This is a genomic window from Aquirufa antheringensis, assembly GCF_004307425.1.
In the GTDB taxonomy this organism is placed as follows: domain Bacteria; phylum Bacteroidota; class Bacteroidia; order Cytophagales; family Spirosomataceae; genus Aquirufa; species Aquirufa antheringensis.
The window spans coordinates 488,306-504,557 of sequence record NZ_SEWZ01000003.1; the positions used below are offsets into that span (position 1 = coordinate 488,306).

General features: G+C 42.2%; 12 protein-coding genes. 4 read left to right on the forward strand and 8 right to left on the reverse strand.

The features are described 5' to 3' along the window. The first annotated feature begins 17 nt into the window (after positions 1 to 17). From EWU21_RS07865 to EWU21_RS07880, 4 genes are read left to right on the forward strand one after another with little or no spacing between them, the layout of a single operon-like run. Entirely contained in the window at positions 18 to 2,423 is a 2,406-nt protein-coding gene (locus EWU21_RS07865; protein WP_161566495.1) for a TonB-dependent receptor, read from the forward strand. Positions 2,424 to 2,425: 2 nt separating this feature from the next. Continuing rightward, positions 2,426 to 3,574 (forward strand): DUF4249 domain-containing protein, encoded by a 1,149-nt coding sequence (locus EWU21_RS07870; protein WP_130896268.1) that lies wholly within the window; start codon positions 2,426 to 2,428, stop codon positions 3,572 to 3,574. A 35-nt stretch (positions 3,575 to 3,609) separates the two neighbouring features. Continuing rightward, complete coding sequence (hemH, locus tag EWU21_RS07875) at positions 3,610 to 4,620, forward strand: ferrochelatase (protein ID WP_130896269.1); 1,011 nt, start codon at positions 3,610 to 3,612, stop codon at positions 4,618 to 4,620. A gap of 1 nt (position 4,621) precedes the next feature. After that, positions 4,622 to 5,485, forward strand: coding sequence for a DMT family transporter (locus EWU21_RS07880; protein ID WP_130896270.1), 864 nt, complete (start codon positions 4,622 to 4,624; stop codon positions 5,483 to 5,485). Between the two features lie 167 nt (positions 5,486 to 5,652). Here the strand turns inward: EWU21_RS07880 and EWU21_RS07885 are convergent, their stop codons facing one another. From EWU21_RS07885 to pdxA, 8 genes are all read right to left on the reverse strand, one after another. Then, positions 5,653 to 6,543 carry a YicC/YloC family endoribonuclease gene (locus EWU21_RS07885; RefSeq protein ID WP_130896271.1) on the reverse strand — a complete coding sequence of 297 codons (891 nt, stop codon included), beginning with the start codon at positions 6,541 to 6,543 and terminating at the stop codon, positions 5,653 to 5,655. Next, a complete protein-coding gene (locus tag EWU21_RS07890) occupies positions 6,540 to 8,978 on the reverse strand; it encodes a YfhO family protein (protein WP_130896272.1) in 2,439 nt (812 codons plus the stop codon). The genes EWU21_RS07885 and EWU21_RS07890 overlap by 4 nt, the downstream gene beginning before the upstream one ends. Positions 8,979 to 8,981: 3 nt before the next feature. Further along, positions 8,982 to 9,410 carry an FKBP-type peptidyl-prolyl cis-trans isomerase gene (locus EWU21_RS07895; RefSeq protein ID WP_130896273.1) on the reverse strand — a complete coding sequence of 143 codons (429 nt, stop codon included), beginning with the start codon at positions 9,408 to 9,410 and terminating at the stop codon, positions 8,982 to 8,984. Between the two features lie 71 nt (positions 9,411 to 9,481). Continuing rightward, positions 9,482 to 11,221: a hypothetical protein gene (locus EWU21_RS07900; RefSeq protein WP_130896274.1), complete on the reverse strand. Its 1,740-nt coding sequence runs from the start codon at positions 11,219 to 11,221 to the stop codon at positions 9,482 to 9,484. A 150-nt stretch (positions 11,222 to 11,371) separates the two neighbouring features. After that, positions 11,372 to 11,812 (reverse strand): tetratricopeptide repeat protein, encoded by a 441-nt coding sequence (locus EWU21_RS07905; RefSeq protein WP_130896275.1) that lies wholly within the window; start codon positions 11,810 to 11,812, stop codon positions 11,372 to 11,374. A 47-nt stretch (positions 11,813 to 11,859) separates the two neighbouring features. After that, positions 11,860 to 14,301: an endonuclease MutS2 gene (locus EWU21_RS07910; protein ID WP_130896276.1), complete on the reverse strand. Its 2,442-nt coding sequence runs from the start codon at positions 14,299 to 14,301 to the stop codon at positions 11,860 to 11,862. Continuing rightward, the gene (locus tag EWU21_RS07915) at positions 14,298 to 15,218 is read right to left on the reverse strand and encodes an NAD(P)-dependent oxidoreductase (protein ID WP_130896277.1); all 921 of its coding nucleotides are present in this window, start codon (positions 15,216 to 15,218) and stop codon (positions 14,298 to 14,300) included. Before EWU21_RS07915 ends, EWU21_RS07910 begins: the two co-directional genes overlap by 4 nt. After that, positions 15,211 to 16,209: a 4-hydroxythreonine-4-phosphate dehydrogenase PdxA gene (gene pdxA, locus EWU21_RS07920; protein WP_130896278.1), complete on the reverse strand. Its 999-nt coding sequence runs from the start codon at positions 16,207 to 16,209 to the stop codon at positions 15,211 to 15,213. Before pdxA ends, EWU21_RS07915 begins: the two co-directional genes overlap by 8 nt. Between the last annotated feature and the right edge of the window lie 43 nt (positions 16,210 to 16,252).

Below are 16,252 nucleotides of genomic sequence, written 5' to 3' on the forward strand. Positions count from 1 at the left end.
CTGTTAACCTATCTTATATGATCAAACTCTTACCCAGAGTCTTTTGCTTAGGACTTCTATTTGTCCTTTCGTATCAAAGCATTGCACAAACCACCTCGCTTCCGGCCATTTTTGGTAAAGTAATCGACGCCTCTACAGGCGAGCCACTAAAAGGGGCTGATATTTCCGTTGATTTTAAAAAATCAGGCGTTACAACGGATACGTCTGGAAACTACAAAGTCCACGTACCCTACGGTGAGTGGGTAATAAAAGTGAGTTATGTAGGTTATAATCCGTATCGCACGAAAATCTATATTAAGGCGAATACGGAATTAAATGTGCAGCTAAATAACGTAACCAAACAATTAGAAGAGGTTATTGTCTCTAGCGCAGCCACTAAGCGAGATATTCAAACACCCTCCTTAGGTGTAACAGTACTTAGTTTAAAAGGGATTAAGAAATTGCCTACGATGATGGGCGAGGTCGACGTGATTCGTAGTTTACAATCCCTTCCTGGCGTTTCTTCCGTAGGTGAGGGTGCTAATGGTTTGAATATTCGGGGTTCTAATGTGGACCAAAACTTAATCTACATCGATGATACCCCCATCTTTAACCCAACGCACATGTTTGGTTTGTTCTCGGTTTTTGCTTCTGATGCCATTCGTGATTTAGAATTATACAAAGGAGGGGTTCCCTCTCGTTTTGGTGGACGTGCCGCTTCTGTTTTAGATATCAAGATGATCGAACCTAATACGGACAAATTTAAGATGCAAGGTGGAATTGGATTGATTTCGAACCGGGTTATGGCAGAAATTCCAATTATAAAAGAGAAATTATCTGTGTTAGTTGCTGGTCGATTATCTGTCAATGATTTTATGTTCAAATGGTTTGCACCGGATTATTTAAAGAATTTACGTGCGAATTTCTCTGATGTAGCGACGAAGATTTATTACCGTCCTAATACAAAGAATACGATTTCGTTATCCTCTTATTTGAGCCATGATTACTACCGGGTCGATTCCTTATTCAGTATCGAAAATGTGGTGGCTAAACAGACCTCCTTTAATTATGGACACACGAATTTTGCAGCGCATTGGAATCATTATTTCTCCCCTAAGTTGAATATGATGGTGAGCGGCTCGTTAACCGATTATTCCACTAAAACCTTTGCACCTGATTCCGTTAATACGATCGATTTAAAAAGTTCGATCTTATACCGAAACCTAACGACTAGCTTTGATTACCAGCCGAAGGAAAATCATAAAATGAACTTTGGCATTACGGCGACTCGATATGATATTAATCCGGGTACTTTAAATGAAGGCGTCATTTCACGCGTTTCCACTGTCAAGATACCTGACGAGCAATCTTATGAATTAGCTTTATTTGCGGATGATGAATGGACGCTAAGTCCTAAATTCACCTTGCAGGCTGGTTTACGTTATTCTCACTACTACCGAATGGGGGCAGGATCTGAAAATGTCTATGCTCCTGGGCAGATGCCCTCTTTAAATACTGTGTTACGGAAAAATACATACGCGGACGGAGAAGTAATGGCCTCCTATGGTGGTTTTGAGCCTCGTGTCACGATGAAATATTCTTTGGCAGAAAATACTACGATGAAATTTGGGTATAATCGTCAGCAACAGTTTTTCCAATTATTATCGAATAACACGACGCCTTTGCCTACCTCCCGCTGGAAAACGGCGGATAATTTTATCAAGCCTCAACAGAGTGATTTCTTTTCTTTAGGTTTGTTTAAAACCTTTAATGAAAACGTATTTGAAGCTTCATTAGAAACCTATTACCGAGATGTGGCGAATACCTTAGACTTCGTGTCAGGGGCTAATTTGCAATTAAACCCGAACATAGAAACGCAGTTGATTTCTGGTAAAAGTAAAGCCTACGGAATGGAATTAATGGTGCAAAAGAAGAAAGGAGAGGTTTCAGGTTGGGTTTCTTATACGTATGCAAGAGCATTCAATCAAATGATAGGTGAATTTCCGGAGGTACAGGCAATCAATGGGGGAGAGTGGTTTGCGACGAATTACGATAAGCCTCACACCCTTAATATGATGTTAAATATTCAACCTACGACGCACCATAGTTTCTCTTTCACTTTTGCCTATAATACAGGACGTCCTTTTTCGTCTCCTTCAGGATCATATGAGATTGGAGGGAAAAAGTTTCCCGTGTTTGCCGAGCGTAATAATGACCGAGTGCGTGATTACCACCGTTTAGATTTCTCCTGGACCATCAATAATCCATCGATGAAAAAGCAACGTTGGGAAGGAAGCTGGGTATTTACTATTTACAACTTGTATGGACGTCAAAACCCTTACTCTGTCTTTTTTAAATCAACAAAAGCGGGTTTGAGAGCGTATGAACTCAGTGTATTTGCCTCTCCGTTTATCTCGTTAACTTATAATTTTAAATTCTTATAATCATGCCTCAATTATATAAAAGCAGTCTTTTTTATACCATTTTAGTGGGCTTAATCGCATGGGCATGTGTGAATCCGATTACGGATTTCGTTCAAGTAGATTCGACCTCTTTCACCACAATAGAAGCAGATATTTCAGATGACGCAGCCTTAAGTAAAGTGCGTTTAACGAGCTCATCTAATCGACTTACTTCCCAATTTTCTCTTCCTATTTCGAAGGCGACCGTTTCTGTGACAGACCAAAACGGAGTCAAAACGACCTTTACAGAGGGTATTCCTACAGGCACTTACTATCCTAGTGCAGGTTTTAAAGGTGCAGTAGGATCATCCTATAAATTGGCTGTTAAATTACTCACGGGTCAAACGTATGAAAGTGCAGTAGAAACGATGAAGGCCGTGCCAGAAATTGAAAATCTAATCACTCGTTTTGAGACCTTAGAACAATATCCTAAAGTCGATGTCAGACGTGCGGGATTCTCCGTTTACTTGGATTTTAAAGATTTCCAAAGTGAGGGAGACTTTTACCTTTGGAACTGGAAACACTTTGAAAAAATTAGACTATGCGCTACCTGCACCGATGGTGGCCGTTATGATTTCAAGAAGTTAGATTGCGTGCAACCTCGTTTTCCTACGGATGCCATTTTGAATTATATGTGTGATGGTAATTGCTGGGACATCTCTACAAACAATGATTTGAATGTTTTCTCAGATGTTCTAACGAATGGCCAAAGAGTCGTAGGTCGTCAAGTAGCCAGAATTCCATTCGATAACTGGACCCCTTATTATTTCCGTTTGGAACAACGCTCTATTACCCGAAGTGCCTTTGATTTTTATCAATCACTTATTTCTCAAATTCAGTCTTCCGGTTCTTTATTTGATGTACCTGCTGAAACGCGTTTTAGTTTAAATATCAAATCCCTAACGAATCCAGCAGAGAAAGTGATAGGTATATTCAATGTATTCTCCGTGCGTAAAAAAATATTTATTGTCGATCGCTCTAAGAATATTCCGATAGGGGAGTTGCCTATCATTCCTATAATTCCAGGAGAAACCTATGCTTGTCCTCCAGGATCGGTGGGTTGTCAAGATAAGGTTCCTTGCATCGAATCGAATACACGGACAAAAATTACCCCAGAAGGTTGGGTATTCTAGTTTTTTAGGCACAAATTTGTGCTTTAATTCAAACTATGATAGGTGTTTTATTAGTTAATCTGGGAACTCCAGATGATCCGGGTACCCCAAGTGTACGCAAGTATTTACGGGAGTTTTTAATGGATGGTCGTGTCATTGACATTCCTTATCCATTCCGATACTTATTAGTGAATGGGATAATTGCCCCTTTCAGAGCACCCCAATCTGCGAAAATCTACAAAGAGCTGTGGGAAGAGCGCGGTTCTCCCTTGAAGTTTTACGGGGAAGACGTTTGCGCGTCTTTGACCGAAAAACTAGGTGATGGATACATGGTTCGCTTAGCTATGCGTTACCAAAGTCCAGATTTAAAGTCAGTTATGTCAGAAATGCAAACCGCAAATCTGAAGAAATTAATTGTCATCCCTTTCTTTCCGCAATACGCCTCAGCTACCACCGGTTCCGTTTATGAGCGCGTGATGGAAATTATGTCTGATTGGCAAATTATGCCATCTCTTTCGATGGTGAGCTATTTTTACCAGCATCCTATTTTTGCCAAATACTTCGCTGATAAAGCTGCGAACTACCAAAAAGACGTAAACTTCGATTATTATTTATTCTCTTATCACGGAGTTCCAGAACGCCATATTCGCAAGGGAGATATCACGAAGAATACGTGTGTGTTTGGTACTTGTTGTGAAACGATTACAGAAAAAAACCACAGTTGCTACCGGGCCCAATGCCACGAGACTACTCGTCTAATCGCTGCAGAAATGGGATTAAAACCAGGAACCTTTGGTACTGCTTTTCAAAGCCGCTTAGGTCGTGACCCTTGGTTACAACCTTATACGGATGAGACGATTAAAAAGTTAGTTAAAGAAGGTAAGAAGAAGATTTTAGCCTTCTCTCCAGCTTTCGTGGCGGATTGTCTAGAAACCACGATTGAAGTGGGTGAGGAGTACAAAGAATTATTTGAAGAAGCAGGTGGCGAGCACTGGCAATTGGTAGAGAGCTTGAATAATTCGCCGGAATATGTGGCACTTTTAGAGGACCTTGTAAAGAACTCATAAAATGGTAGCTCTTATTTTAACGATCGTATTCTCTGTATTGTTGTTGGTCAATTTTCGTGCCCACGCAAAATTCAATATCGATACGCGTATTGCCATTCTATTAAACTACCCCGTTTGTTTTTTAACGGGGTATTTCCATCAAATGGATGCAATTCCCTTCCATTGGCCTTCCACGGGTTATTCCTTGGGGATTTTGGGTATTGGAGTTGGTTTCGTGATAACATTTTTATTGTCGGGTTATTCGACCGTAAAAAACGGAATGGCGCCCACGTCTTTAGCCAATAACATCTCTTTAGTGATTCCCGTCCTGGTGAATCTTTTTATTTGGAAGACGGGAGGGGATCTCACTTTACCCGTCATTGCGGGGCTTATCTTATCATTTGCTGCTATCTATTTCTGTAGTCCATCCGGGACAGGATCAGTCCAAAAACCTGTTATTGGGGCTTTAGTCGCTGTTTTTGTGGCGTATGGGATTACGAATACGGCTTTTAATTATTTAAACGCTGCGATTGTGCAGCAAGTGGGAGGAAGTATTTCGTTTACGTTGATGCTCCTGCTAGGTTCGATGGTAACTTCCGCTGTTGTTTTAGCTTATTGGACGATTACAGGTGGTGTGACTTGGTCGCTTCGCTCCGTTTTAGCGGCAATCCCATTAGGATTACCTAATTTCTTCTCTTTCTACTTCTTGTTAAAAGCCTTGGATGCCTACCAACAAAATGGCGCGGTGGTTTTAACTATCTATAACCTAGGAGTGATACTGCTGAGTGCGGTAACGGCTTTGTTATTCTTCCGGGAAAAGTTGACGAAGAAGCAGTGGTTGGGGATTGGGTTAGGGTGCCTTGGAATCGCTTTAATCATTCTGTAAATTTCAAAGTTCAAAGAGTAAAGTTCAAAGTTGGAATAAAAAAAGGGAGCATCGCTCCCTTTTTTTATAGTATTTAAAATGTTTCATGTGCTGTTGCGAAGCAATATCCAACTTTGTTCTTTTTGCTTTGTTCTTTGTGCTTTGAATGTTTTATAATTGCTCCGCAACTACAAAACATTTGCAGTCTGCTCCTTAATCTTCTCTAACTCATCCTTCATATTCACGACTAGTCGCTGAATAGTGGAATCATTCGCTTTAGAGCCTATTGTGTTGATTTCTCGACCAATTTCTTGCGCCATAAAATTAAGTTTCTTGCCGTTTCCTTCAGCTAAGATTTCGATGAAATAGTCCAAGTGTGTAGCTAAGCGTACTTTCTCTTCGGAGATATCAAATTTCTCGATGTAGTAAACGACCTCTTGTTCGAAGCGGTTTTTATCGAAATCTTCTTTCAAACCAAGTTCTAACAGAGCATTGCGCATCCGTTCACGGATACCAGGCATTCTAATTTTGTCTTGCTCTAATACTTGGGCTAATCCAGATTTGATGGCAGCGATATATTCACGGAATTTATCTTCTACCACTTTTCCCTCTCGGGCACGGAACTCCTTACATTCTTTTACCGCTTCTTGGACGGCTTCAAAAACTACTTTCCAAAGTGCCTCAATTTCTTCTTCGTTGTCTTGTGAATGATCCGAAGCGTTCAAACTAGGCATGGACATGGCCTGTAGATACAAGGCGTTTTCGTCGATATTCGTGATCCCTAGTTCGGTCGCTACACGTTTTAATTCGGTAAAATAGGTAGCAATTTGACCTTGTGGAAGGATGCTTTGCTCTACGTTCTCATTGTTTTTTTGGAGGTGCAGATTCAGCTCCATTTTACCTCGCTCTAATTGTTGGGTGAGGTAATTTCGGATATCTATTTCTTTAGCTGAAAGCGATTTCGGAACACGGCAAAATATATCCGTAAACTTCGAGTTTAGACTTTTGACTTCGACACGGATTTGCAGGTCTTGGAGTTCTTTTTGGGATTTTCCAAAGCCCGTCATGGAGTAGATCATATGGTTTCTTTTTTGGCCTTAGCCGCTTGATAAAAGGCAAATACAAGGAATAAAAGCATCGCGATGGAAGCTGCCAAATCAATTTTATTCCCCGTAATCACGGAAACGGGGGCAAACTTAAATTCAATGGTATGTTTCCCCGCAGGAATCGCTAAGCCACGTAAGACATAATCCGCCTGAACGTGATTCGTTTCTTTTCCATCGATATAAGCCTTCCAGTCTTTGTTTCCGCGGTAGTAAATCTCGGAAAATACGGCGAAGGCAGCTGCTTTCGTGTCAGAGGTATAAGTCAAATGATTCGGTTTGTATTCCGTCAATTGAATGTTGCCATCCGTCTTGAATGTGGCGGTAGGTACGAAAGCGGCATCTTTTTGTTCTACTAAAGCCACAGAGCGTGGATCGAATTTACCGATTCCATTTAAGGCGTCATCCGCAGTAGGAACGACATTTACGCTAGATACAAACCAAGCATTACCTAAAGCACCTGGATTCGTTTGTGGTGCTAATTGACCAGTAGAATCAGGGCTCAAAATGTATTTCGTATTCAACATATTCAGGATGTTCATTTGTCCTGGATTGCCTGTAAATTGTTTCTCGATTAATTCTTGGTAACGACGCAATTTAGCTGCGTGGTAACCACCTAAAGATTGGTGGTAGAAAGACGTAGTGGCATCGCTCATAAAGTTCGTCGCCACATTCACCACACGGTAATGCGTAGAATCTTGTAGGATCTTTTGATCAGCTGGAGTAGGTAGGATTTGTTCATCTAGCGTAGCCTTGGAAACAAAGAAATCTTTGCCAAAATAGCGTTTTGCCACCGGCGTTAAATCAAAAATACCTAAAAGCACTAATGCGATTAACCAGATGGATTTTTTCACTTTCCCTGTACTTGCCACCCATAAAATACCTGCGCCGATCAATACAATAAAGAAACTGCGGAAGGCATCGGATTGAAATAATTCAATGCGATCTAGTTGGATGGAGCGCCAGATTTGGTTATTCAGGGCGGTGTCTTGGATCAAGGATCCTCCAAAATTGGGTCCTTTAAAATCAAAGAATAAATCCGGTGCCATACCGAAAAACAAGGCAAGACCACCACTTAATCCGGCTGCATAAAACAGCGGTTTTTTGATTTCTGACCAGCTCGATTTTTGTTGAATGAATCGAATCAACCCTAAAATACCTAAGCTAACAAATCCTAATTGCACAAAGGAAAGTACCATCGTGATGGCCCTAAACTTGTTGAATAGGGGGAAGTATTGGAATAAAATCCCATTGAAGAAGAAATATTTACCCCAAGCGAAGGTGATGAATAAAGCTGTGAATCCGATGATCCACCATTTTTCGGCAGATTTGATGTAGAAGGCTCCAAACAAAAACAGGAAGATCACCAAGGCTCCAGCATAAGCAGGGCCGGCTGTATAGCTTTGATCCCCCCAATAGGCGGGTCCTTTTTCGACGAATCCTAAAGCTTGTTCGTCGGGAATACCTGCGTTAGACATCGTTTGGTAAGTATTCGAAGCCGTTCCACCTAAATCTCCCGCAGAAGCTCCCCCCATGAAATTAGGGATTAATAAAGTTCCTGTTTCAGCAATACCGTAGGACCAATCGAAGGCATAGGTTTGGTCTAAACCATCTCCACGCGATTTATTCGCACTTAGTTCGGAGGCACCACGCGTTGTTTCTTTCGAATATTCATAGTTATTCCAAAGACGCATCGAGTGCGTTCCTAAGGCTAAAACTAAACCCAAACCCAGCAATAATCCACGTTTGAACCAGTCGGCAACGGTCTTTTGGCTGATGGCTTGTGAAAGGGTATAAATAAGGTAAAAACCAATAATGAAGAAAAGGTAATACGTAATTTGGACGTGGTTAGCGTATAATTCTAAAGCCATTCCCAATGTGAATAGGGCAGCGCCTAGCCATTTTCGATTACCCCAGCCTAATTTTACACCTGCTAAAACGATAGGAGCGTAGGCTAAAGCAATTACTTTAGAGGTATGACCTGCTGGAATAATCACCATATTGTAAGTAGCAAATGCGTAGAAAACAGATCCAGCAAAGCCTAAAATAGGGGAGGCTCCCATCGCCCAAAGTAAAATATACATCCCTAACATTTGTAGGACAAGCAAATTCACGGGGCTGGGAAGTAGATTGGTAATGAAAGAACCTATTTTGGCAGAAATCGAATACGGATACGATCCTGAAATCTGGTAGGTGGGCATCCCGCCAAACATCGAGTTCGACCACCAGGCATCCTCACCGGTTTTTTCTTTGTATTGAATGCTCTCCTGTGCCGCCGCTTGGGCTTGCTGAATATCATGTTGAATCAAAACTTTCCCTTGCAGAACCGGTCCACAATAGATAAAAGCGATCAATAGGAAACCCAAAAGGACAATCCCATGGGGGGCAAAGAAGCGCAAATTCATTTTCATAGCTTATGAAATCGATACTAATTCTAGTTCAAATGTTAAATCACGGCCAGCAAGCGGGTGATTGGCATCTAAAGTGACGTGAGAATCTGTTAAATCAGTGATCACTACTTCTACCACGTGACCACCATCTTGGTGCATGGAAAGAGAGGCACCTAATTCTAATTCGATGTGTGTGGGGATTTGAGCGCGCTCAAGCGTTACCGTATTTTCTGGAGAATGCTCGCCATAAGCCTCAGCTGCCGGAATAACAACGGTTTTTTTCTCGCCAATGGTCATGCCAGTTACGCCATCATCAAAACCTTTGATGACCATGCCTGAACCTAATTGAAATTCAAGGGGTGTTCTTCCTACAGAAGAGTCAAAAATAGCACCGTCGGTGTGTTTACCAGTGTAGTGTACGGCAACCTTGTCGCCGGTTTTTGCAATAGACATAATGAATCGTTATAAATTGGAAAATAAGCTACAAATAACACGAAAATTTGTAGCCTTTCCAAGCCTTTGGCCTACGATTCAATGGTCTGAAGCGTGTATTTTTGTTGAATAAAATGCAATTCGTTTTCCATGCTTTCTAAGGTATTCAGGAATGACTTTTTCGCTAAGGCTGGTACGGTTTTATAGTATTCGATTCCTGATTGCAGATTTGCGGTGAAAGTTTGGAAATATTTCGTCCGTTTAGCCCAAGTCTCCGTATTGATTTCTTCTTCGATTGATTCTACCAGGAAGTTCACATAGAGTTCTAGTTCTGCCAAAAATAGGTGTGGACGACTCTCTTTCGTCAAATCTTGGATGCGACCATAGATATGATCAAGCATGGTTTTAAGGGAAACAATTTGGGAGAAATTGGCGATGTTCGGACCTGGACACATGGTCACGGCGGTTAGTTTTTTGACAAATGATTCTTTATTGACGATAGCTGCAGAATTGCTTAACCCTACGCAGAGGCATTCTTTGGCTAAAATCTCTTCTTTTTTTGCTTGTCCTTCCGGTGTCGCTAATTTTAGTTGAATGTATTTTTTCGATGCGGTACAAATGGGTTCCGTCGTAAATTCGGTATTAAAAGCTAAATGTTTTTCCGTACAAGGGCTTCCTGCCTTGTTTTGTTTTATCCGATTTAAGCGCTCTTTGTGGCCAGAAGTGCCTTTTAGATAATTAAATCGAACGCCGAGGGGAGAACTTTTGCTTAAAACAATATCCTCTTTTTTCGATGCAGCAAGCAATTGCATCGTTTCCTCATCCACCGTGGTCGCTTCAGGAACTAATAAGAATGGTGAGCCCCATCCGGTGCTGTCTACCGCATAATAATCGTGTAATAATTGGTCCTCCTCGTGCGTTCCGATGCCCCCTTGTACAGAAATTTTAATGGCGGGAGCTTTCTCTCCTTTTTGAAAAAGGGAGAACATCGTGTCGATTAGCTCTTGTTTTTTTGTTTTGAATTCTTCTAAAATGGGGCCAAGCAAATACCCATCTGTCGCAAATGCATGTCCACCACAATTCAATCCTGATTCGATGCGAAATTCACTTACCCAAATGCCTTTTTTGGCCAAATATTTCCCTTGAATCAAGGCCGATCTAAAATCGGTCACTTTGACGATAACCTTCTTTTTACCGGTTTGGAAATCCTCGAATTGTTCTAAATAATTGAACAACCGTGGGTTCATTCCCGCTGAAAAAACCATGGATGAATTGCTTAAATCACTGAGTGCATAGCCTCTTAATGCCGCCACCGCATCGGAATTTTCTTCTTTTATATCCCCATTCGGGCTTGGATTACTTTTATCCAATTTGGTCATAATATTTACATCGATGCTTCCTGGCTGCATTTTTGACCTTAATTCATTCGCTAACATCCCCTTTTTAGTGGGGCAATCCGTTTTCAATAGTTGCGTGTAAGAGGCCCGTAGAACTGAATCGGTGGGCAACATCTCAAAGTACTGGTCGATTTCATTTCCTTCTCCAAAAGCTTCTTGCTGTAAAGTTTTGAACTGCTTCTGCACGATACGATGGACTAGATTTAGGTAACTCGTAATCCTTTTCGCCCGGTAATCCTCCACATTAGGTCCTATGGGTTGGTAGTCATCTCCGGCTACTTCGCTATACTTTTTTCGCATCATTTCGATCAGGCGATCTTCTGCTAAGGAGAGGACGGAGGAAATGCCAAAACGGGCCACTTTAATAGGGGAGTCCACGGTAAATGCTAATCCCATAACGGGGATATGGAAGGTATGATTTGATTTTGAGTTCATCTGGAAAATTTTGGAGGCTATATAAAAGCCTTGCAAAATTACCCTAGCGATGGAGGGGGATAACTGATGGAAATCATACGCTAGAATGAGATAAGTCAAGTATCTCTACTCTCTTATCTATAATCTCCTTTATTCTTTGTGCTTTATGCTTTATTCTTTACACAAAGAAGCTTGGTACTTCAACGAAAGCGTATCCCCTAACTCGATCGCCGTCTTAAAATCAAGGCAAGCATCATCGATCAAACCCAAATGCATCAGATTTATTCCCCGATTATAATAGGTCTCCGCATAATAAGGGTAGCGAATGATGGATTTAGAAAAGTCCTTGATGGCACCTTTATCGTTCCCTAATTTAGATTTGAAGTAACCTCTGTAGAAGAAATAATCCGCATTCGTGGAATCAAGGCGAATGGCTTTAGTTAAGTCAGAAATGGCACCCGAGTATTCTTCCATGGAACCTCGTGAAAAAGCTCTGGCGAAGTAGATTTCGGGGTTTTTAGGATCTTTTGTCAGAGCCACCGAAAAGTTATATGTCGCCTCTTTGTATTTTTCTTGTTGAATTTGGGTGAGGCCAGCGGCATATTGTAGCATGCAGCTAGATAAGAAAAAGAGGGCAAAAAGGGAGGCAAATAATCGGATCATTTAAAGGTAACGATGGTGATTCCCGCACCGCCACGATCTGCATGTTCGTCAGTGATGTTTTTGATTTCTCGGTATCGACGCAATTGCTCGCGAATCAGGGTGCGAAGAATTCCGTCGCCTTTTCCGTGCAAAATTTGAACTTCTGGAACGCCTAATAGGAGGCAATCGTTGATGTATTGGTCTAAAATGACATAAACCTCTTCGCCGCGCTTCCCTCTGATATCTAATTTTAGCTGAAATTGCGCCATGCGATCGTTGATGTCGATGCCAAGAAGTGGCGCTGTACTTTTCTTTTGCTGTTTGGGCGCGACGATTTTTTGGAGGCGATTCAGTTTAATCGTACTGCGAATGGCTCCCAGAGAAATGACTGCGTCTTTTCCTTTTAGTTCCAGAATTTGTCCCAAAGTAGGTTCGTCACCACTCCCTTTAATCACCACCCAATCGCCCACTGCAATAGGGGAGTTGGCATAAACGATTCCAGGAGTTTCGGAAACGACCTTTAATGGCGCCACGATTTTCAATTCTTTTTGAACGAATTGTTCTAAATCCGCACGCAATTCCTTCGTCTTTTCTTTATCAGCCTCTTTCTCGCGGATCTGTCTGATGGTCTGCTCGATACGTTGATTCGCCTCTAGGATGATTTTTTTTGCTTCCGCTTTCGCCGCATTCAACATCGCCTTTTGCTCTTCTTGCACGTGATTTTTCAGGCGCTCGTAGTTTTCCTTGATGGAAATTGCCTGCTCATTAGCTAAGGCTAAACTGGCGTTTTTACTCTCCCAAATCTGCTTCTCCGTCTCTGTTTCCAGTAATAACTTGTCAAAATCCACCTGCTTCTTGCCCAATTTCTTACGTGCATTTTCGATGATGGCTTTAGGTAAACCAATTTTCTGGGCAATTTCAAAGGCAAACGAACTTCCCGGTTTTCCCATATCCAAAATGAATTGGGGTTCCAAATGTTCGGTATCGTAACGCATGGCGGCGTTGAAAAGTCCTTTTTGGCGATCTGCTAGGCTTTTTAAGTTGCCAAAGTGCGTATTGATTGCGCCGTAACATCCTTTATCAGCCAGTTTCTCTAAGATGGATTCCGCAATCGCACCCCCTAAAGAGGGTTCCGTTCCCGTACCAAACTCATCAACTAAAATCAGCGTTTTCTCGTTCACATGCTGCAAGAAATAACGCATATTACTTAAGTGAGACGAATAGGTGCTTAATTCATTTTCCAGATTTTGCTCGTCCCCCATATCCAGGAAGAGTTGAGAGAAGAAGCCCATCGTACTACCTTCAGCTAAAGGCACTAGACAGCCGGATTGGAATAAGAATTGCAATAAACCTACCGTACTTAAGGTAACTGATTTACCTCCCGCATTGGGTCCAGAAACGACCATAATGCGGCGGTCCTCTTCTAAACGAATGGTCAGTGGTTTAATCTTCTTGCCAATTTTTTCGAGCGATTTTTCTAGGAGCGGATGTCGCGCATCGGTCCAGTTAACGATCGGTTTATCTTGGATAAACGTCGGTTTGATAGCTTTATGTTCGCTTCCCCACAAGGCTTTGGCCCGGATAAAATCAATCAGCCCTAACCAGGAGAAGGCGTGAGCTAAAAAGGGTGTCAATGGACGAATGCGATCCGATAGTTTCGATAAAATCTGAATGATCTCGCGACGCTCCGCTGATTCCAAAGACTTAATCTCATTGTTCATTGCCAGCGCATCCGCAGGCTCTAAAAAAACGGTTTTCCCCGTATCCGATTCATCTTGAACGAAACCTTTGATCTTGCGCTTGTGCTCAGCTGCTAATGGAATTACCATCCGGCCGTTTCGCAAGGTCAAAGAGAAATCCTTGCTCACCCATCCCTCTTTATAGGCCTGGCTTAAATAGGAATCGAGTTTTTTACGTAGACTTTGTTCCTCCTTTATCCTCTGGCGACGTAAATCGCCTAAAGAAGGGGAGGCTGTTTCCTTGATTTGACCATTCACATCGAATACGCGGTCTAAATCCTGAATAATCGGAATGATTTGCCTGAAATCTCCATCGCTTTCTGCGCCTTTGGCGAGAAAATGCTGGGTGATTTTATGTATTTCGGGGTATTCGCTTGAATCAATTGCCGCAAAGAACCGAATGGTTTCATACAAAACGGTTAACGCGCGTTGCCAATCCCTCCATTCATCCGCCGATAAATAATGGCCTTCCAGCTGCAATGGACTTAGATAAGAACGTAAATCGTAGTAATCAGTCTGCGGAAATTCGCCACCGTGCTCGCCCAAAATGCGGCCCATCTCATCGACCTGTTCTACCCATTGCTTGACTAAAGGGAACCGGTCCGAAAAGCGCATTTTATCCGCGTATTCTAGCCCCATCGGACTTAAGCAAAGCTGCTTAATTTCCTCTTTTACCTGGTTGAAACCCAGTTTTTCGGCAAGATTTAGAGGGTAATTCATAGCTGGAAATGCGACTTTATTTTTTCGAGTAATACCTCGTTGATTTTATAATAACTTTCAGTGGTCCAACCTGCCACGTGCGGACTGAAAATGGTGGCTGGATAAGCGGCGATTTCGGCGAAAAGTTCTTTTTCTACTGGCGACCAAGTGGATAACTTTTCGTTTGGAAGCACATCCAGCGCCAATCCCTTGATTCTGCTTGTACGTAATCCGTGTAACAAGGGTTCCAGTGGAGCAATAGGTCCTCGAGAACTATTGATCAGTATGATGGGCTTTTTGAAAGATGCTAAAAACTCAATTGAAACTAATCCGCGCGTCTCAGAAGTCAAGGGGATATGCAAACTTACTATATCAGCCTGTTCAAATAGCTGCTCCATCGTAGCTGGATAATCAGCTGATGGGGTGTATTTGTCATAGGCTAAAATGGTCATTCCGAAACAAGCAAGTCGCGAAGCGACCGCTTTACCCATGTTTCCATATCCGATGATACCGATGGTCTTTCCTTTGAGTTCAAATCCCCGATTACCTTCTCTTTCCCACAATCCGTGACGTACTTCGGTATCCGACGTATGTAGTTTGTGCGCAAGCGATAATAACTGTCCAATAACGTGTTCCGCCACCGCGTCTGAATTTCCCTCATTGGCAGAGAAAACCGCGATTCCCCTGGATAGGCAGGCATCGACATCTAATAAGTCTAGCCCTGCGCCTGCACGGGCGATGAAAGTCAATGTGGTATCTGTCAGAATATCTGCCGTGATTTTGAATTTACTTCGAACGACTAATCCTTCGTATCCAGGCAAAATCGATGTGAATTCTGCTAGAGATAGATCAGTACGTGTTTCCACCTCGAATCCTAGATTCGTTAGCCCTTCTGCCATCGAAGGATGAACCTCGTCGACGATCAACACTTTACGCATTCATTCTATTTTTTACGAGATCTAATGCTAAAAATAAGGCCTGAAGGAAAGAACCTGGATCGGCTACGTTTTGGCCAGCAATATCATAAGCTGTTCCATGGTCTGGAGAGGTTCGAATAACAGGTAAACCAGCTGTAAAATTCACACCAGAGTCAAAAGCGATGTATTTGAACGGAATCAAACCTTGATCGTGGTACATACCCAGAACGCCGTCAAACTCTTTGAATTGCGCTTTTCCGAAGAAACCATCCGCTGGATAAGGCCCAAAAACCAAGTTGCCTTTTGTTCTAAATTCATCCACTACCGGTTGAATAATCTCTAATTCTTCTTGTCCTAAAAGTCCTGATTCACCCGCGTGTGGATTTAAACCCAACACAGCTAAACGAGGTTTGTCAATCGAGAAATCTTCCTTTAAACTCTTCAAGAATAAGGTGATTTTTGTGCGCAATAAATCAGCGCTTAAGGCCTTAGAAACCTCTAATAGAGGAATGTGGCCAGTAGCTACGCCCATTCTAAAGCCATCTGAAACCATCATCATAAGAGATGATTTTGCTTCGAAACGATCGGTTAAATATTCCGTATGTCCTGGGAATTTGAAGTCTTCGGATTGAATGTTGTGTTTATTGATTGGAGCAGTAACGAGTGCGGAAATTAGTCCGCGATCTAAGTCGTTCGCGGCTCTTTCTAGGCAATCAAAGGCGGCTTTCCCCGCTTCTTTGGTCTCTTTTCCGGGTTCTACCAGGGTAGACGCATCGTCCCAGCAGTTAATAACAAAGCTTTCGCCTGATATAGCTTCGGAGGCTTCTTGAATCACGGCGATGGACCACTCTTTTAATTCGAATTTTTGGCGGTAAAAATCCAATACGTTGGCAGAACCATAAATCACAGGCGTACACCACTTTAGCAAGCGAGGACTGGCTAAGGATTTCAAGATTACTTCCGGTCCGATTCCGTTGTAATCTCCTAACGTGATACCGATGATAGGTTTCATAAAAAGCAATTTTTTGTTCGACCTGCAAGTTAAGAAAAATCGC